This window comes from Streptomyces sp. NPDC006294, assembly GCF_042870895.1.
Lineage (GTDB): Bacteria > Actinomycetota > Actinomycetes > Streptomycetales > Streptomycetaceae > Streptomyces.
In genome coordinates this window covers 88,199-105,918 of the sequence record NZ_JBIAHV010000020.1, presented here as the reverse complement: position 1 = coordinate 105,918, position 17,720 = coordinate 88,199, and the positions used below count along the sequence as shown (strand labels likewise).

Sequence of the window (17,720 nt, the reverse complement as noted above, 5' to 3'; positions counted from 1 at the left end):
GGTAGAGGACGGTCGGGCCGAGCCGCATGCCGTGACCGACGGTGCGGTGCGGGGTCCGATCGCCGCATAACGTCCCGCTATTTTTTCGCCGTGTCAATGAAATGAACGAGACTCGCCACGCGTCGGTCCCCCCGTGAATCTGCAAACACCGACTAATCGGTGCGTAAGGTGCATGCTTCGTTATCCTGTGGCGCGCGTCACGGTTGGGTAACGCCAGTTTTTCTTTCTTGACGCATGAAAAACATGGGGGTCACACTCCTGTCATACGCAGTTGTCCGGCACCGGTAGACACCACGGGGTCGGAGCATTGCTCTCGAATCCATCTGTGGAGGCATCGCGTGATGACCCCGTCCAAGATCCGTTTCTCGGAGCTGGTCAGCGAGCAGACCCGTGCGGAGATCTTCGCGACGGTCCTGACCGCGGGGCCCATTTCGCGGACCCAGCTCGCTCAGCGTCTGGGGCTGGTGCCCTCGTCGGTGACCCGGATGCTCCCACCGCTGCTCGAGCACGACTATCTGCGAGAGAGCGACACGGCGCCCCAGGGCAGAGGCCGGCCGCAGAAGATGCTGGAGGTCAATCCGGACAAACATCTGGTGGTCGGGTTGAAGATCGGTCCGGCCCAGGTGTCCGGGGTGATCACGGACATGGCGGCACGAGTTCTGGCCCGCGCGGAGGAACGGATCGCCGACTGCACACCCGAAACCGCCCTGTCCGCAGCAGCCGCCCTGACCGGCCGGCTGCTGTCCGAGGTGTCCGGAGCGGCGGACAGGGTTCTGGGCCTGGGGGTGGGGGTCAGCGGGCACGTCGATTCGGCCGCGGGCGTCTGCCGGTACTCGGCCCTGCTCGACTGGAACAAGGTGGATGTGGCCCGTCCACTGCGTGAGGCGACCGGCCTGCCGGTCGTCGTCAACAACGACGTCAACACGCTGGTCGTCGCCGAACGCTGGTTCGGCGAAGGCCGCGACATCGACTCCTTCGCCGTGGTCACGGTCGGCCCCGGTATCGGCTGTGGTCTCTTCCTCGACGGCACGCTCTTCTCCGGCGCCACCGGACTCGCCGGTGAGCTCGGCCACATGCCCCTGGACCCTGCCGGCCCCATGTGCAGTTGCGGACGGCGCGGATGTCTGGAAGCCCTGGCCGGCGACAGGGCCGTGATGCGACATCTGCAGGACGGTGGCGTCGCGTGTGAATCGATCGCCGACGCCATGGACCTTGCCCGGTCCCCGAACACCCCCGGGCACATCGTCGCCGGGTCGGCCTTTGCCGAAGCCGGCACCGCTCTGGGATGGGGCCTTGCCGGCATGTGCAACCTGCTCAACCTGCAGAAGATCATCATCGCGGGCGAGGGGGCGGTCGCGTACGACCTCTTCGGCCCGGCGATGACCACGGCCCTTGAGGCTCGCGCCTTCTCCACCGCGGCCCGCGACTGCCAGATCCACGTCGACCCGGTCCGTCACGACCTCTGGGCCAGGGGCGCCGCCTGTCTGGTCATCAGCGACGCGGTAGGCGCGGCGATCTGAACGTCCCCGAAGACTTCACCACACACGCATCCGAGTACACACGATGAGGTTCTGACGTGCCCGTGAACGAATTCAGTCCCGCGGACGCCTGGTGGAGCGAGTCGGTCGTCTACCAGATCTATCCGCGCAGCTTCGCCGACTCGAACGCGGACGGCATCGGCGACCTGCAAGGAATCGTCGAGCGTCTCGACTACCTCTCCGAGCTCGGCGTCGACGTCCTGTGGCTCTCACCCGTCTACCCGTCGCCGCACGACGACAACGGCTACGACATCAGCGACTACCAGGACATCGACCCCCTCTTCGGCACCCTCGCCGACTTCGACCGCCTCCTGGCCGCCGTCCACGAGCACGGCATGAAGCTCGTCATGGACCTCGTCGTCAACCACACCTCCGACGAGCACCCCTGGTTCACCGCCTCCCGCGACGACGGCCCGAGCGGCGACAAACGGGACTGGTACATCTGGCGCCCCGCCCGCGCGGGCATGCAGCCCGGCACGCCCGGTGCGGAGCCCAACAACTGGGGCTCCTTCTTCTCCGGCCCCGCGTGGACCTACGACGAGGCGAGCGGCGAGTACTACCTGCACCTGTTCTCCCGCAAGCAGCCCGATCTCAACTGGGAGAACCCCGCCGTCCGCCGTGCTGTCCACACGATGATGCGCTGGTGGCTGGACCGCGGCGTCGACGGCTTCCGCATGGACGTCATCAACCTCATCTCCAAGACCCCAGGCATGCCCGACGGCACCCTTCACGAAGGGGACCGGTACGGCGACGGCAGCCCCTACTACATCTGCGGCCCCCGGATCCACGACTACCTCGCCGAGATGCACCGCGAAGTCTTCGCCGGCCATCCGAGCAAGCTGCTGACCGTCGGCGAGATGCCCGGCGTCACCGTGGAAGAGGCCAGGCTCTTCACCGACCCCGCCCGCCGCGAACTCGACATGGTCTTCCAGTTCGAGCACGTCGGCCTCGACCAGGGACCGGGCGGAAAATTCGACGTCCGCCCCCTGAGACTGACCGACCTCAAAGCCAGCCTCGGACGCTGGCAGACCGGCCTCGGCGACACCGGCTGGAACAGCCTCTACTGGAACAACCACGACCAGCCCCGCGTCGTCTCCCGCTTCGGCGACGACGGCCCCGCCCACCGCGACCGCTCCGCCAAACTCCTCGCCACCGTGCTCCATCTCCACCGCGGCACGCCCTACGTCTACCAGGGCGAAGAACTGGGCATGGCCAACGCCCCCTTCACCTCGATCGAGGACTTCCGCGACGTCGAGTCGCTGAACCACTACTCCGAGCAGACCGCCCTGGGCGCCGACGAGGAAAGCGTCCTGGACGGCCTGCGCCACCGCAGCCGCGACAACGCCCGCACTCCCATGCAGTGGGACGCCACCGATCACGCCGGATTCACCGCCGGCACACCGTGGATCGCGGTCAACCCCGACCACCGCACCGTCAACGCGAAGGCCCAGCTCGCCGACCCCGACTCGGTCTTCCACCACTACCGTCGCCTGATCGACCTGCGTCACACCGAGCCCGCGATCACGCACGGCGACTTCCGCATGCTCCACCCCACCCACGAACAGCTCTACGCCTTCACCCGCCACGACGTGGCCTCCGGCACCGAACTGCTCGTCCTCGCCAACTTCAGCGGGGACGACCTCACCGTCGACCTGCCCGACGGCTGGGAACACAGCGAGACCCTCATCGCCAACATCCCCGCCGCCACGGCCCTTGCCGCCCGGTACACCCTGCAGCCCTGGGAGGCCCGCGTCCACCGGCGCAACGCCTGACGCCCCCACCGTCCTGCCGAAAGTACCCCCACAGCCCCACCGTCTCCCCCCGCACCGCCCTACCCGTGCAGACCCAAGGAACTCTCATGACGAACATGCGCCTCCGCGCCACCCGCCGGACCACACGCCGAGCCCTGCTCGCCGTGTCAGCCCTGGTACTCGTGGCACCTCTCGCCGCATGCGGCGGCGGATCCGACACCGCGGAGGGGGACGGCAAGACCCTGCGCCTGTGGCACTACGAGCAGGAGGACGGCGCCCTCAGCAATGCCTGGGACGCGGCCATAGCGGAATTCAAGAAGACGCACCCCGAGGTGAAGGTCGTCTTCGAACGCAAGACGTTCGAGCAGGTACAGCAGAACGCGGGCATGATCCTCAACTCCGACAAGGCGCCCGACGTCATGGAGTACAACAAGGGCAACGCCACCACCGGCCTGCTCGCCAAGCAGGGCCTGCTCACCGACCTGACCGCCACCGCGAAGGAACGCGGCTGGGACGAGAAGATCAGCGAGCGCACCTCCGTCACCGCCCGGTACGACGCCAAGGGCGAGATGGGCGGCGACAAGTGGTACGGCATACCCAACTACGGGGAGTTCGTCCTCACCTACTACAACGACGACCTCTTCCAGAAGCACAACGTCGCCAAGCCCACCGACCTCAAGAGCTTCGAAGCCGCCCTGGCCAAGTTCAAGGCCGCCGGGATCACCCCGCTCGCCAACGCCGGCAACGACCACCCCGCCGGCCACTGGCTCTACCTGCTCGCCCTGTCCAAGGCCGACGAAACCTGGGTCGACAACTACCAGCTCTACCAGGGCAAGGTCGACTTCCACGGCCCTGCGTGGACCTACGCCGTCAACACGTACCAGGACTGGCTTGACAAGGGCTACTTCGAGAAGAAGGACGTCGGCCTCAAGGGGTCCGACATGACAGAGCAGTTCGTCTCCCAGAAGCGGCCCATCATGGTCGGCGGCAACTGGTGGTTCGGCGGGCTGACCACCGACATCAACGACTTCAAGTGGTCCACCGCCCCCTACCCGGGCGGCCAGAAGACCCTGGGCTCGGGCGGCAACCACTGGGTCATCCCCGCCAAGGCGAAGAACAAGAAGCTCGCCGAGGACTTCATCGACATCACCATGTCCGAGAAGATCCAGAAGCTCCTCGGCGAAGAAGGAAACATCCCCGTGGCGGCCAAGGCCGACACCATCAGCAACCCGCGCTCCCGCGAACTGATCCAGGCATTCGCCGCCTACCAGGACGGCAGCGGACTGGCCTTCTACCCGGACTGGCCCGTCGCCGGCTACTACGACACCTGGCTGGCGGCCACCCAGAACCTCATGAACGGCGGCAAGCCCCACGCGGTTCTCGATGAGTTGGCAGCCCCCTACGAGAAGTACGCGGCGACCCGATCCTGAGGCTCGACCGGTCCTCGCCCCGCCGGTCCCTCACCCTTCCTCCGGGGACGGCGGCCCGCCCGCGGCAGGCCGCCGTCCCGTCCACCTAGGAGCAACAGTGAAAGCCACGCGTCACCCGCGGGCCACAGGTTACGCAGTCTTCCTCGCACCCGGCCTGCTCCTCAGCCTGCTCTTCCTCGTCGTCCCGCTGGTGATGACCTTCTACTACAGCCTCACGGAATGGCAGGGCATCGGCGAGCCCGTCTTCACCGGCCTGGACAACTACGTCCGCCTCTTCCAGGACGCCGACTTCTGGGCCTCGTTCCGCAACATCGCCTTCGTCATCATCGGCATCGCGGTCGTTCCCACCCTCCTCGGCCTCTTCCTCGCCGCCCTGCTGTTCGACTACATCGGCAAGAAGCACGGCGACGGCATCGTCAGTGTCTTCCGGTCCGGCCTCTACCAGCCCCAGGTCATCCCGGTCGCGGTCACCGGCCTGATGTGGGGCTGGATTCTGGCTCCTGAAGGCGCCGTGAACAGCGTGCTCGAGACGGTCGGCCTCGCGTCCCTCGCGGAGAACTGGCTCGGCGACCCCGGCCTCGCCCTGTGGGTGGTCCTCGCCGTCCTCGTCTGGATGCAACTCGGCTACCCCTTGGTGCTGTTCCTGTCGGGACTGCAGCGCATCGACCCCGAACTCTACGAAGCCGCGGCGCTCGACGGCGCCACCTGGTGGCAGCGCTTCACCCGCATCACCGTGCCGATCCTCCGCCCCGAAATCTACGTCGTCCTGGTCACGACCACCATCGCCGGCCTGAAGGTCTTCGCACAGATCTTCGTCCTCACCGGCGGCGGCCCCGGAAACTCGACCCTGGTCCCCGCGTACTTCGCCTACCAGAACTTCTTCGAGCGCGCCGACGTCGGCTATGGATCAGCCATCTCCAGCACCATCACCCTGCTCGTGCTGATCATCGCCGGAACGATGCTCACCCGCCAGGCCCGCGAGGACGGATGACCATGACCATGACGACCGAACGCACCGCAAAGAACCGTCCTCACAAGGCGGCATATGCAGCACCCGCGGCCCCTCGGCTCGGAAAGGAGGCACACACGCGCAAGCGTCGCAGCGCCGGCTCCTACGCCGTCGCCACCGCTGTCGGCGTCTTCGTCCTGGCCTTTCTCTCCCCGTTCGTCATCATCCTGCTCAATTCGTTCAAGACCAGCGCCGACTACCGGACCAATGGCTCACTCTCCTGGCCCACGCAGTGGAACTGGCAGATCATCAGCGACGTCTGGGAACGCGTCGATTTCAGCCAGAAGCTGGTCAACAGCATCCAGATCAGCCTCGGCGTCGTCCTCATCGCCGTGCTGCTCGCCCTCTTCAATGCCTACGCGATCGGCATCGGCCGGGTGCGCTGGCGCACCGCGTTCCTCGTCTTCTTCCTCGGCGCGAACGTGCTGCCCCAGGAAGGTCTCGTCTACCCCGTCTACTACCTCTTCAAGGAGACGGGGCTCTACGACGGGAAGCTCGGCTACACGATTCTCGTCGGCATCACCTACAGCGCCTTCGGCACCTACCTGCTCTCCTCCGTCTTCAGCAGCTTCCCCCGGGAGCTGATCGAAGCCGCGTCCATGGACGGAGCCGGCCGATGGACCATCCTGTGGCGCATCGTTCTCCCCATGAGCTGGCCTACGCTCTCGGTGATGTGCGTCTTCTTCTTCGTCTGGAGCTGGAACGAGTTCCTCTACCCCCTCGTCCTGCTCATCTCCAACGACAACCAGACCGTCCCGCTCGGACTGTCGGTCATGCAGGGGCAGTACACCAGCGACCCCACCGCCATGAGTGCCGCAGCCCTTCTCGGCGTCATCCCCATGGTCGTGTTCTTCCTCATCTTCCAACGCTCCCTCACCCGCGGCCTGACGGCCGGCGCCGTGAAGTAGCCACCCACCAACCCCGGAGCCTCTCCCAGGCCGATCACAACGCCCGGTACCGCGGCCGGACGCATCGAGCGCACATAAGGGCCCAGGTCCGCCGGACGAATACGCCGGCAGGCCTGGGCCTCTCCGGCCCCGTGACATGCAACCCACGGCGCCGGATCCGCAGGCAGTGGCAGCGCCGGACCGCTCGGCGGCGGCACCGGCGGCGTTCGGGGGACACGGCTGCTCGACTCTTTCCAGTATCTCCGTGAGGGTGGGCCGGGCCTCGGCAGTGTCAGCGGGCTCGCTTTCCAGTCCGCCGGAGCTTGTCTTCTCGGTGCCGCAGGCGGCGAGCGCCAGAGCGGCAAGGGCTGTCATGACGAACGTGTGCCGTGAGCGGCTCGGGAAGCGGGTGACCGCGCCGGTCAGGGCAGGGGTTCGTCTCATGCGCCAAGTCTGTGGGCGGCGTGCGGCAGCAGCGCGCGGCGGGAGGCCGGGCGGTGCGGCGCCGGCAGGCTCCGGACCGGGGGTGGGCGCGGAGGCGAACTCGAGAGCGAGGGCGAGCGTCGCGTCCAGGCCCGGAGGGGACGGCCCGGGACGGCGGGCCGACACGCGTCGAGGTCAGGCCGCGACCGACAATTCCTGGCGGAGCACGATCGCGTTGAGCAGGATCGAGAACGGCACCACGTCTGTGGCCTCCAGGGCGCCTGCCCGGGTCTTGTCCACGCCGAGGGTCACGTCGATGCAGCAGACGATCGCGTACACGTGCTCGCCGGTCTCCGCGTCCTGCACGGCGAAGAACAGGTCCCGGTAGTAACTCGTGCGGTCCGCACTCTCCTCGTAGTACGACAGCCCCGGCGTGCCCTCCTGCGCGGCGAGCCCGGTGAAGGCGCGGAGCAGTTCCTGCTCGACGGTCTCCCAGAAACCGGCCTCGGCCAACTCCGGCGGCACGGCCTGCCGCACCGCCTCCTTCAGCGACAGCACCATGACCATGACCGGGGCGTTCTCCTGGAGCCTCCAGCCGCGCACCATCCGCACGATCTCACTGCCGGGCACGGCGGCGGCCGCCTCCCTGATGTGCCCGAAATCGAAGTTGACGGTCGCGGGAGCGATCGCGTTCTGGAACAACCGGTCGACGGCCCGGGCCTGTTCGAGGTGCTCCGCACCCACCTCGACGACGGTTCTGAAACTGGCAGCCATGCTTCCTCCTACGCGTTGCAGTGGTGATCAAGAGCGGCCAGTATGCCGACCATGCCGGCCGGGCAGGACCCCCGATCCGGCATGCGGACGGCGTCCACCGCGCCATCCGGTCCTGGCGGCCGTTGCCCGCCCCGCGCGGTCGCGGGCCGCTTCTCGTGCACCAGCCGCCCCGCGGCAACGAGCGTCCGGGAGGGGCCCGGTCAGCGGGGCAACCGGGGTACGGCGGTGCTCGGCGAAGCGCCGGATCTCCGCCGCGTGTTGCCTCTATGGGTCCGTGAGCATGGGGTCCTCTGTGGTGCGTCGGGTTGTCGGGGGAGGCTGAGCGGGTGCTCCCGGGGCGGGGAGCGGGGAATCCCGCTGACCGGGAAAGGCCGCGGCCCGCAGACGCGGAACGGCCCCGGGGAACCGCGGTCGGCGGCTTCTCGGGACCGTTGTCCGTGGCAGGCGCCGGGCGATCCGGGCATCCGGCCGGTCCGGCGGCTGCTATCGCGCCCCGTACACCGGCTGCGGTGTCTCGGACGCGGTCAGGAGCTTCCGGGCGGTCTCGCCCGCCTCCGCCGGGGTCCAGCGGGCGCCCTTGTCGGCGGTGGGGCCGGGCCGCCAGCCCTCCATGACGGTGATCCGGCCGGCCTCGGCCTCGAAGACGCGGCCCGTCACCCCGGCGCAGGCGGCGGAGCCGAGCCAGACGACGAGCGGCGAGACGTTCTCCGGGGCCATGGCGTCGAACGCGTCGTCCTCGGGGGCGGCCATGGTGTCGGCGAACGCATGCTCGGTCATCCGGGTGCGGGCGGCCGGGGCGATGGCGTTGACCTGGACGCCGTAGGGCGCCGCCTCCGCCGAGGCGACGAGCGTCAGGCCGACGATCCCGGCCTTGGCGGCGGCGTAGTTGCCCTGGCCGACGCTGCCGAGCAGGCCGGCTCCGGAGCTGGTGTTGATCACGCGGGCCTCGGGCGCACGGCCGGCCTTGGCCTCCGTGCGCCAATGCGCGACGGCGTACTTGAGCGGCAGGAAGTGACCCTTGAGGTGGACGCGCACGACGGCGTCCCAGTCGTCCTCGTCGAGATTGACGAGCATGCGGTCGCGCAGGAATCCGGCGTTGTTGACGAGGGTGTCGAGGCGGCCGAAGGCGTCCCGTGCGGTGGCGATGAGGGAGGCCGCGCCGGCGGCGGTGGCGATGTCCCCGTCGTGGGCGACCGCCTGCCCGCCGAGCGCGCGGATCTCGGCGGCGACCTCCTGGGCGGGCCCGCCGGCTCCACCGGTGCCGTCGAGGCCGACGCCGAGGTCGTTGACGACGACCTTCGCGCCCTCGGCGGCGAAGGCGAGGGCGTGCGCGCGGCCGAGGCCGCGGCCCGCCCCGGTGACGACGGCGACGCGGCCGGTGCAGATTCCGGTGGTCATGGCATGTCCTTTCGGTGGGCCGGCGTTTCCGGCGGGGGGCGGTCAGCAGGGCGGCCGTTGACGGTGGCGGCGTCGAGGAACGCCGGGCGTTCCCCTCCGCCGTGGACGTGCAGGGCGGCGCCGCTGATGTACGCGGCCCGGCCGGAGGCGAGGAAGACGCAGGCGTCGCCGATGTCGGCCGGGTCGGCGAGCCGGCCGAGCGGCACGGTGCGGCCGACGGCGGCGATGCCGTCCTCGTCCCCGTAGTGCAGGGCGGACAGATCGGTGCGGACCATGCCGAGGACGAGCGTGTTGACCCGTATCCGGGGCGCCCATTCCACGGCCATGGAGCGGGCGAGGCTTTCCAGTCCCGCCTTGGCGGCTCCGTACGCCGCGGTGCCCGGGGACGGCCGGGTCCCGCTGACGCTGCCGATCATCACGATCGATCCCCCGGCGCTCTGCCCGCGCATCACCTCGTACGCGGCGAGCGAGGCGTGCAGCGGCGCGACGAGGTTCAACTCGACGACCCGGGCGTGCCGTTCGGCTCCGCCCTCGTCGAGCATCCGGAACGGGGTTCCCCCGGCGTTGTTGACCAGGGTGTCCAGCCGCCCGTACTCGCCGCGCACCCGTGCGAAGAACTCCCCGGTCGCTTCCGGATCGCGGAGGTCGACGGGGAGGAAGCGGGCGGTGCGCCCCGCCGCCTCGACGGGCTCGTCCGGAGCCCGTCGTGCGCAGGTCACGACTTGCGCACCGGCTTCGAGCAGGGCGCGGGCAATGCCCGCGCCGATGCCCCGGGTTCCGCCGGTGACGACGGCGACGGAACCCGAAAGGTCGGTGATCGCTGCCAATGGACACCTCCCGCAGCGCGCGGACCGCTGCTATCTTCACCTAACAAACGTTTGGTGGAAAGGTAGCTGATCTGCTCATGGGTGTCTCCACCTCCGCCCCGGAAGAGGGCATCGCCGTCGTCACCGTCGACTTCCCGCCGGTCAACGCCCTCCCGGTGCAGGGCTGGTACGACGTCGCCGCCGCGGTGCGCGCCGCAGGGGCCGACCCGACGGTGCGCTGCGTGGTGCTCACCGCCGCGGGCCGCGGCTTCAACGCCGGCGTGGACATCAAGGAAATGCAGCGCACGGCCGGGCACGGCGCACTGATCGGGGCCAACCGCGGCTGCTACGAGGCGTTCGCCGCGGTCTACGACTGCGAGGTCCCGGTGGTCGCCGCCGTGCACGGGTTCTGCCTCGGCGGCGGCATCGGACTGGTCGGCAACGCCGACGCCATCGTCGCCGCCGACGACGCGACCTTCGGACTGCCCGAGCTGGACCGGGGCGCGCTCGGCGCGGCGACCCACCTCGCCAGGCTGGTCCCCCAGCACCTGATGCGGGCGCTGTACTACACCTCCCGCACGGTCACCGCGCAGGAGCTGCACCGGCACGGTTCGGTGTGGCGGGTCGTCCCCGGCGGTCATCTCCACGACGCCGCGCTGGAACTGGCCCGGGAGATCGCCGCCAAGGACGGCTCCCTGCTCCGCCTCGCCAAGGCCGCGATCAACGGGATCGACCCGGTGGACGTCCGCCGCAGCTACCGCTTCGAGCAGGGCTTCACCTTCGAGGCCGGCCTCGGCGGCGTCGCCGACCGGCACCGCGACGCGTTCGTCTCGGCCAAGGAGGAGGAGCGGTGAGCGACAAGACGATGACCGCCGACGAGGTGGCCGGCCGCCTGCGGAGCGGGATGACGATCGGCATCGGCGGCTGGGGCTCGCGGCGCAAGCCGATGGCGCTGGTCCGCGCGCTGCTGCGTTCGGACGTCACGGATCTGACCGTCGTGTCCTACGGCGGGCCGGACGTGGGGCTGCTCGCTGCCGCCGGGAAGATCCGCAAACTGGTCGCGGCGTTCGCCACACTCGACTCCGTCCCCCTCGAACCGCACTTCGGGGCGGCCCGGCAGCGCGCCGCGTTCGAGATGGTGGAGCTGGACGAGGCCATGGTCATGTGGGGCCTGACCGCCGCCGCGCAGCGGCTGCCGTTCATGCCGGTCCGGGCAGGTCTCGCCTCGGACGTGATGACCGTCAACCCGTCGCTGCGCACGGTCACTTCCCCCTACGGGGACGGTGAGGAGCTGGTCGCGGTCCCGGCCCTGCGGCTGGACGTCGCGCTCGTCCATCTCAACCGGGCCGACACGCGGGGCAACGCCCAGTACCTGGGCCCGGACCCGTACTTCGACGATCTGTTCTGCGAGGCCGCCGACGCGGCGTACGTCTCCTGCGAACGCATCGTGGACACCGCGGACCTGCGGGGGGACGCCGGTCCGCAGTCCCTGCTGCTCAAGCGCGCGTTCGTCAGCGGCGTCGTCGAGACCCCGAACGGCGCGCACTTCACCTCCTGCGCACCCGACCACGACCGCGACGAGGCGTTCCAGCGCGCCTACGTCCGGGCGGCCCGCACCCCGGAGGCCTGGCGGGCCTTCGGTGAGCGGTTCCTGTCGGGCGACGAGGACGCGTACCGGGCCGCGGTGGCGGCGTTCCACGAGGAGGAAGCATGAGCAGCGGTACACCGACGGCGACGCGGGCCGAGTACTGCGTGGTGGCGTGCGCCGAGGCATGGCGGGGCGCGGGCGAGGTGCTGGCGAGCCCGATGGGCGCCGTCCCGACGATCGGCGCCCGGCTGGCGAAGCTCACCTTCTCCCCCGACCTGCTGCTGACGGACGGCGAAGCGCTGCTCATCGGAGACGTGCCGGCGGTCGGTGCCCCGGCGGGGGTCGTGGAGGGCTGGCTGCCGTACCGGCAGCACCTGGCCCTGGTCGCGACCGGGCGGCGCCACGTGATGATGGGCGCGAGCCAGATCGACCGGTACGGCAACCAGAACATCTCCTGCATCGGGCCGTGGGACCGGCCCGAGCGGCAGCTGCTGGGCGTGCGCGGCGCGCCCGTGAACACCCTCAACAACCCGACGAGCTACTGGATTCCCCGGCACCGGCCCCGGGTCTTCGTCGAGCGGGTCGACATGGTGTCCGGCGTCGGCTACGACCGCGCCGCCGCGGCCGGTCCCTCCGCGACCCGCCACCACCGCATCCCGGACGTCATCAGCGACCTGGGCGTGTTCGACTTCGAGACCCGGGACCGGACGATGCGGCTGCGCTCGCTGCACCCCGGCGTGACGGTCGAGCAGGTCGCCCGGGCCACCGGCTTCGCGCTCACCGTCCCCGACGACGTCCCGTACACCCGCGAGCCCACCGCCGAGGAGCTGCGGCTGATCAGGGATGTCGTCGACCCGGAGGGGCTGCGCGACCGCGAGGTGCCGGCCGCATGAGCGACGTCACGCTCCGCACCCCGCTCACCGAACTGGTCGGCGTCCGGCATCCGCTCGTGCAGACCGGCATGGGCTGGGTGGCCGGCCCCCGTCTGGTCTCGGCCACCGCCCATGCGGGCGCCCTCGGGATCCTCGCCTCCGCCACCATGACCCCCGACCGGCTCCGCTCCGCCGTCCGCGAGGTCAAGTCCCGTACGGACGCGCCGTTCGGGGTGAATCTGCGGGCGGACGCGGGGGACGCGGCCGAGCGGGTACGGATCATCGTCGACGAGGGCGTGAAGGTCGCCTCGTTCGCGCTCGCGCCCTCCCGGGACCTGATCGCCCGGCTGAAGGACGCGGGGGTCGTCGTCATCCCGTCCGTCGGTGCCAGGCGGCACGCCGAGAAGGTCGCCGCGTGGGGCGCCGACGCGGTGCTGGTGCAGGGCGGCGAGGGCGGCGGGCACACCGGCGATGTCGCGACCACCGTCCTGCTCCCGCAGGTCGTGGACGCCGTCGGCATCCCGGTCGTCGCGGCGGGCGGCTTCCACGACGGGCGCGGTCTGGTCGCCGCACTCGCCTACGGCGCCGCCGGAATCGCCATGGGCACCCGCTTCCTGCTCACCTCGGACAGCACCGTCCCCGACGCGGTCAAGGCCGCCTACCTGTCCGCGACCGTCAAGGACGTCACCGTCACCGCCAAGGTGGACGGCCTGCCCCACCGGATGCTCCGCACGGAGTTGGTCGACGCGCTGGAACGTTCGGGCCGGACCGCCGCGCTGCTGCGGGCGGTCCGGCACGCCGCGCTCTTCCGGCGCGAGAGCGGCCTGAGCTGGGCACAGATGATCCGCGACGGCCTGGCGACGAGGCACGGCAAGGAACTGACCTGGAGTCAGCTCCTGCTGGCCGCCAACACTCCCATGCTGCTGAGGGCCTCGATGGTCGAGGGCCGCACCGATCTCGGTGTGATGGCCGCCGGCCAGGTGGCGGGGCTGATCGACGACCTGCCGTCCTGCGCCGAGCTCGTCGACCGTGTGATGGCCGAAGCCCACGCCACCCTCCGCTCCCTCCCCCTCACGGGCTGAGCCCCCGCTCCGCCCCACTTCCTGCGGGAACTCCCGGCCACCACTCGCGCTCCGGGGCGCGGTCAACGTCCGTGACCTCGGCGGCTGCCGCACCGACCAGAGGCGTCGGGTGCGCTACGGCCAGGTCTTCCGCGCCGACGCGCTCGGCAGGCTGACCGAAGCCGACGTCTCGGCGCCGGCCGCGCTGGACCGTGCGCACCGTGGTCGCCTTCCGCGTCCCACCGGAGGTGGAGAAGGACGGCGCCGACCGCCTCCCGGCCGGACCACTGGACCTGCGTGGACCGGTGGTTCGGCGGTGACGTCCCCGGCGGCGGGATCGTGGCGCCGGGTCCGGTCCGTGTCTGGCGCCGGTACGACGGTGGGGACGTCAGAGGCGCTCGATGATCGTCACGTTCGCCTGCCCGCCGCCCTCGCACATCGTCTGGAGGCCGTACCGGCCACCGGTGCGCTCCAGTTCGTGCAGCAGGGTGGTCATCAGCTTGGTGCCGGTGGCGCCGAGCGGGTGGCCGAGGGCGATGGCGCCGCCGTTGGCGTTGACCTTCGCCGGGTCTGCCCCGGTCTCCTTCAGCCACGCCAGGACGACCGAGGCGAACGCCTCGTTGATCTCGACCAGGTCGATGTCGTCCAGCGTCATCCCGGCCTTCTTCAGGGCGTACGCCGTGGCCGGGATCGGCGCGGACAGCATGCGGATCGGGTCCTCGCCGCGTACCGAGAGGTGGTGGACGCGGGCGCGCGGCGTGAGCCCGTGCTCCCGTACCGCGCGTTCACCGGCGAGCAGTATCGCGGACGCCCCGTCGGACACCTGGGAGGAGACCGCGGCGGTCAGCCGGCCGCCTTCGACCAGCGGATTCAGGCCCGCCATCTTCTCCAGGGTGGTGTCGCGGCGCGGGCCCTCGTCGGTGGTGACATCGCCGTGGGGAACGAGTTCGCGGGCGAAGCGGCCCTCGTCGATGGCGCGAAGCGCCCGCCGGTGCGAGCGGAGGGCGAACTCCTCCATGTCGCGCCGGGAGACGTCCCATTTCCGCGCGATCAGTTCCGCGCCGTGGAACTGGTTGACCGGCTGGTCGCCGTAGCGGGCCCGCCAGCCCGCGGAGCCGGCGTACGGGCCCTCGGTCAGGCCGAGCGGCTCGGCGGCCCGGCGGCTCGCGAAGGCGATCGGCACCTGCGACATGTTCTGGACGCCGCCGGCCACCACCAGGTCGCTGGTGCCGGACAGCACCGCCTGCGCGGCGAAGTGCACGGCCTGCTGGGAGGAGCCGCACTGGCGGTCCACCGTCACGCCGGGCACCTCCTCCGGCAGCCCCGCGGCCAGCCAGCAGGTGCGGGCGATGTCGCCGGCCTGGGGCCCGACGGTGTCCAGGCAGCCGAAGACGACGTCCTCGACGGCCGCCGGGTCGACGCCCGAGCGCGCCATGAGCGCCTTGAGCACGTGCGCGCCGAGGTCGGCCGGGTGGACGGCGGACAGTCCGCCGTTCCGCCTGCCGACCGGGGTGCGTACCGCTTCGACGATGTATGCCTCGGTCATGGCCGCTCCTTCTCGATTCCAGGGTGACGTGCGCGCCGCGGCGATGCCCTCCAGCACCATCGACAGGTACTGGCGGGCGATCTCCTCCGGGCTGTGCTGCCCGTCCGGCCGGTACCAGGACGCGGCGACCCATACGGTGTCGCGCACGAACCGGTAGGTGAGCCGGACGTCGAGGTCGGCCCGGAACACCTCGACGGCCACGCCGCGTTCGAGGGTGCCGAGCCAGGCCCTCTCGAACTTCTGCTGAGCGTCGGCGAGACAGCCGAAACGCGGCCGGCTCCTCAGGCGCCGGGACTCCTTCCGGTAGAGGGCGACGGCGGGGCGATGCCGGTCGATCTCCCGGAAGGACTCGGTGACGAGGCCTCGATGGTCTCCCTGGGGGCGAGCCCGGCGGCGAGCACGGCGTCGTACCGGGCCCACCGGTCGTCCAGGAAACGGGAGAGGATCTCGTCGAACATCGACTCCTTCGAGTCGAAGTGGTAGTAGAGGCTGTTCGCGAGGATCCCCGCCACATCCGCGATCTTGCGGACGGTGGTGGCGTTGTAGCCCTGGGCGGCGAACACCTCGGCCGCGGTGGCGAGGAGTTCCTCGCGCCGCTCGGGCGGCGGGTTCGTCGTGGTCTTCCTTCTGCTGTTCCCGGGCACGCGATCATTTGGCCTCACGCGTGCTGGCTGCTGACGGACAGGACCTCCCCGGTCAGGTACGAGGAGTAGCCGCTGGCCAGGAACACGATGACGTTGGCCACCTCCCACGGCTCGGCGTGGCGGCCGAACGCCTCGCGGGAGGTCAGCTCCTCCAGCAGCTCGGGGGTGGTGACCTTCACCAGGTGCGGGTGCATCGCGAGGCTGGGCGAGACGGCGTTGACGCGTACGCCGTATTCGGCTGCCTCCAGTGCGGCGCAGCGGGTGAGCGCCATCACCCCGGCCTTGGCGGCGGCGTAGTGCGCCTGGCCCCGCTGCGCGCGCCAGCCGAGCACCGAGGCGTTGTTCACGATGACGCCTCCGGCGCCCGCGGCCTTCATGCGGCGCAGAGCGGCACGGGTGCAGCGGAACGTGCCGTTCAGTGTGACGTCGAGGACCTTGTGCCACTGTTCGTCGGGCATGTCGACGAGATCGGCCGTGCCGCCGAGACCGGCGTTGTTGACCACGATGTCGAGGCGTCCGTGCCGTTCCCGGGCCGCGTCGAAGAGTGCGGAGACCTGGGCGTCGTCCGTGACGTCGCAGGGCAGTGCCGTCACGCGGTCCGCCCCGAACCCGGCGGCGAGTTCCGCCTCGGACTCCAGCAGTCTGCGGGCGTGCGCGTCGGAGACGACGACGTTCGCCCCCTCCTCCAGGAGCCGTCTGACGGTCGCGCCGCCGATCCCCGCGCCGGCCGCGGCGGTGACGACGGCGGTCCGGCCGGCGAGCAGGCGGTGACCGGGCTCGTACGGCGGCGGGGCCGGGGTCATGGGCGGGCCTCCTTGGGCAGGCCGAGCACGCGCTCGGCGATGATGTTGCGCTGGATCTCGTTCGATCCGGCGTAGACGGTGTCGGAGCGGGAGAAGAGGAACAGCCGCTGGAAGTCGTCGAGGTCGTAGGGCTCGCCGGCCGCCAGCATGCCGTCGGCGCCGCAGACTTCCATGGCGAGCTCACCGAGCTCGCGGTGCCAGGTGGCCCAGAAGATCTTGCCGATGGAGGCCTCGGGGCCCGGTGCGCCGGCCGCGACGCCGTCGAGCATGCGCAGCGCGTTGACGCGGATGATCTCCAGTCCGATCCAGGCCCGGGCGATCCGGTCGCGGATCAGCGGGTCCTGGGCCGTGCCGTTGCGCCCGGCCCGTTCGATGACGGCCTCCAGCTCACGGCGGAAGCCGACCTGCTGGCCGAGGGTGGAGACCCCGCGCTCGAAGCCGAGGGTGGCCATGGCGACCTTCCAGCCCTCGCCCGGCGCTCCGACGATGTTCGCCGCCGGGGTACGGGCGCCGTCGAAGAACACCTCGTTGAACTCGTGGGTGCCGGTCAGCTGTGTGATCGGCCGGACCGCTACGCCCGGCTGGTCCAGTGGCACCAGCAGACAGGACAGGCCGCGGTGGCGGGTGGAACCGGGCGCGGTGCGGGCGAGGACGAAGCACCAGTCCGACTCGTGGGCGAGTGACGTCCAGATCTTCTGGCCGGTGACCGTCCACTCCGCGCCGTCGAGTTGGGCCCGCGTCCGTACGCCCGCCAGGTCGGACCCGGCGTCCGGTTCGCTGTATCCCTGGCACCACAGCTCCTCGACGGCGGCGATCCGGGGGAGGAAGCGCTCGCGCTGCTCCGGCGTGCCGAGGGCGATGAGGGTCGGGCCGAGCAGCTGCTCCCCGATGTGGCCCACGCGGGCGGGGGCATCGGCGAGGGCGTACTCCTCGTGGAAGGCGATCTGCAGTTCGAGGGTGGCGCCGCGGCCGCCGTACTGCTCCGGCCAGCCGACGCAGGTCCAGCCGGCGGCGGCCATGTGCCGCTCCCAGGCGAGGCGTTCGGAAAATGCCTCGTGTTCCCTGCCGGGTCCGCCGCACCCGCGCAGGGGCGCGAACCTGCCCGTGAGGTTGGCCCGGAGCCAGCCGCGGACCTCGGTGCGGAACTCCTCGACGCTGCTCATGGCGGCTCCGGACGGCTCTCGGGGAAT

Annotated in this window: 16 protein-coding genes; 9 read left to right on the top strand and 7 right to left on the bottom strand. The window is 70.6% G+C overall.

The window, feature by feature from the left end; genetic code table 11:
- Positions 1–341: 341 nt before the first annotated feature.
- From ACFYOP_RS29375 to ACFYOP_RS29355, 5 genes are all read left to right on the top strand, one after another.
- Positions 342–1,520, top strand: coding sequence for an ROK family protein (locus ACFYOP_RS29375; protein WP_356896590.1), 1,179 nt, complete (start codon positions 342–344; stop codon positions 1,518–1,520).
- Between the two features lie 62 nt (positions 1,521–1,582).
- Positions 1,583–3,310: an alpha-glucosidase gene (locus tag ACFYOP_RS29370; RefSeq protein ID WP_356896592.1), complete on the top strand. Its 1,728-nt coding sequence runs from the start codon at positions 1,583–1,585 to the stop codon at positions 3,308–3,310.
- An 86-nt stretch (positions 3,311–3,396) separates the two neighbouring features.
- Positions 3,397–4,719, top strand: a complete 1,323-nt coding sequence (locus ACFYOP_RS29365) for an extracellular solute-binding protein (RefSeq protein WP_356896594.1) — start codon at positions 3,397–3,399, stop codon at positions 4,717–4,719.
- 97 nt (positions 4,720–4,816) lie between these two features.
- Complete coding sequence (locus tag ACFYOP_RS29360) at positions 4,817–5,710, top strand: sugar ABC transporter permease (protein WP_356896596.1); 894 nt, start codon at positions 4,817–4,819, stop codon at positions 5,708–5,710.
- Positions 5,711–5,712: 2 nt separating this feature from the next.
- Positions 5,713–6,636 (top strand): carbohydrate ABC transporter permease, encoded by a 924-nt coding sequence (locus tag ACFYOP_RS29355; RefSeq protein WP_356896598.1) that lies wholly within the window; start codon positions 5,713–5,715, stop codon positions 6,634–6,636.
- Positions 6,637–7,233: 597 nt separating this feature from the next.
- Here ACFYOP_RS29355 and ACFYOP_RS29350 read toward each other — a convergent pair.
- From ACFYOP_RS29350 to ACFYOP_RS29340, 3 genes are all read right to left on the bottom strand, one after another.
- The gene (locus tag ACFYOP_RS29350) at positions 7,234–7,812 is read right to left on the bottom strand and encodes a Type-2Aa cytolytic delta-endotoxin (protein ID WP_356896600.1); all 579 of its coding nucleotides are present in this window, start codon (positions 7,810–7,812) and stop codon (positions 7,234–7,236) included.
- A gap of 483 nt (positions 7,813–8,295) precedes the next feature.
- Positions 8,296–9,210 carry an SDR family oxidoreductase gene (locus tag ACFYOP_RS29345; RefSeq protein ID WP_356896602.1) on the bottom strand — a complete coding sequence of 305 codons (915 nt, stop codon included), beginning with the start codon at positions 9,208–9,210 and terminating at the stop codon, positions 8,296–8,298.
- A complete protein-coding gene (locus ACFYOP_RS29340) occupies positions 9,207–10,037 on the bottom strand; it encodes an SDR family oxidoreductase (protein ID WP_356896604.1) in 831 nt (276 codons plus the stop codon). Before ACFYOP_RS29340 ends, ACFYOP_RS29345 begins: the two co-directional genes overlap by 4 nt.
- 77 nt (positions 10,038–10,114) lie before the next feature.
- Between ACFYOP_RS29340 and ACFYOP_RS29335 the strand changes: the two genes are divergently transcribed.
- The 4 genes from ACFYOP_RS29335 to ACFYOP_RS29320 are packed head-to-tail and all read left to right on the top strand — an operon-like array spanning position 10,115 to position 13,558.
- Positions 10,115–10,870, top strand: coding sequence for an enoyl-CoA hydratase family protein (locus ACFYOP_RS29335; protein WP_356896606.1), 756 nt, complete (start codon positions 10,115–10,117; stop codon positions 10,868–10,870).
- On the top strand, positions 10,867–11,730 hold the full coding sequence (locus ACFYOP_RS29330; protein WP_356896608.1) for a CoA-transferase: 864 nt from the start codon (positions 10,867–10,869) through the stop codon (positions 11,728–11,730). Before ACFYOP_RS29335 ends, ACFYOP_RS29330 begins: the two co-directional genes overlap by 4 nt.
- A complete protein-coding gene (locus ACFYOP_RS29325) occupies positions 11,727–12,497 on the top strand; it encodes a CoA-transferase (RefSeq protein ID WP_356896610.1) in 771 nt (256 codons plus the stop codon). The genes ACFYOP_RS29330 and ACFYOP_RS29325 overlap by 4 nt, the downstream gene beginning before the upstream one ends.
- Entirely contained in the window at positions 12,494–13,558 is a 1,065-nt protein-coding gene (locus ACFYOP_RS29320) for a nitronate monooxygenase (RefSeq protein ID WP_356896612.1), read from the top strand. The genes ACFYOP_RS29325 and ACFYOP_RS29320 overlap by 4 nt, the downstream gene beginning before the upstream one ends.
- A 367-nt stretch (positions 13,559–13,925) precedes the next feature.
- Here the strand turns inward: ACFYOP_RS29320 and ACFYOP_RS29315 are convergent, their stop codons facing one another.
- From ACFYOP_RS29315 to ACFYOP_RS29300, 4 genes are read right to left on the bottom strand one after another with little or no spacing between them, the layout of a single operon-like run.
- Complete coding sequence (locus ACFYOP_RS29315) at positions 13,926–15,419, bottom strand: acetyl-CoA C-acetyltransferase (protein ID WP_356896790.1); 1,494 nt, start codon at positions 15,417–15,419, stop codon at positions 13,926–13,928.
- Positions 15,365–15,727, bottom strand: a complete 363-nt coding sequence (locus ACFYOP_RS29310; protein WP_356896614.1) for a TetR/AcrR family transcriptional regulator — start codon at positions 15,725–15,727, stop codon at positions 15,365–15,367. Before ACFYOP_RS29310 ends, ACFYOP_RS29315 begins: the two co-directional genes overlap by 55 nt.
- A 14-nt stretch (positions 15,728–15,741) precedes the next feature.
- Positions 15,742–16,530, bottom strand: coding sequence for an SDR family oxidoreductase (locus ACFYOP_RS29305; RefSeq protein WP_356896616.1), 789 nt, complete (start codon positions 16,528–16,530; stop codon positions 15,742–15,744).
- Positions 16,527–17,693: an acyl-CoA dehydrogenase family protein gene (locus ACFYOP_RS29300; protein WP_356896618.1), complete on the bottom strand. Its 1,167-nt coding sequence runs from the start codon at positions 17,691–17,693 to the stop codon at positions 16,527–16,529. Before ACFYOP_RS29300 ends, ACFYOP_RS29305 begins: the two co-directional genes overlap by 4 nt.
- Positions 17,694–17,720: the final 27 nt, after the last annotated feature.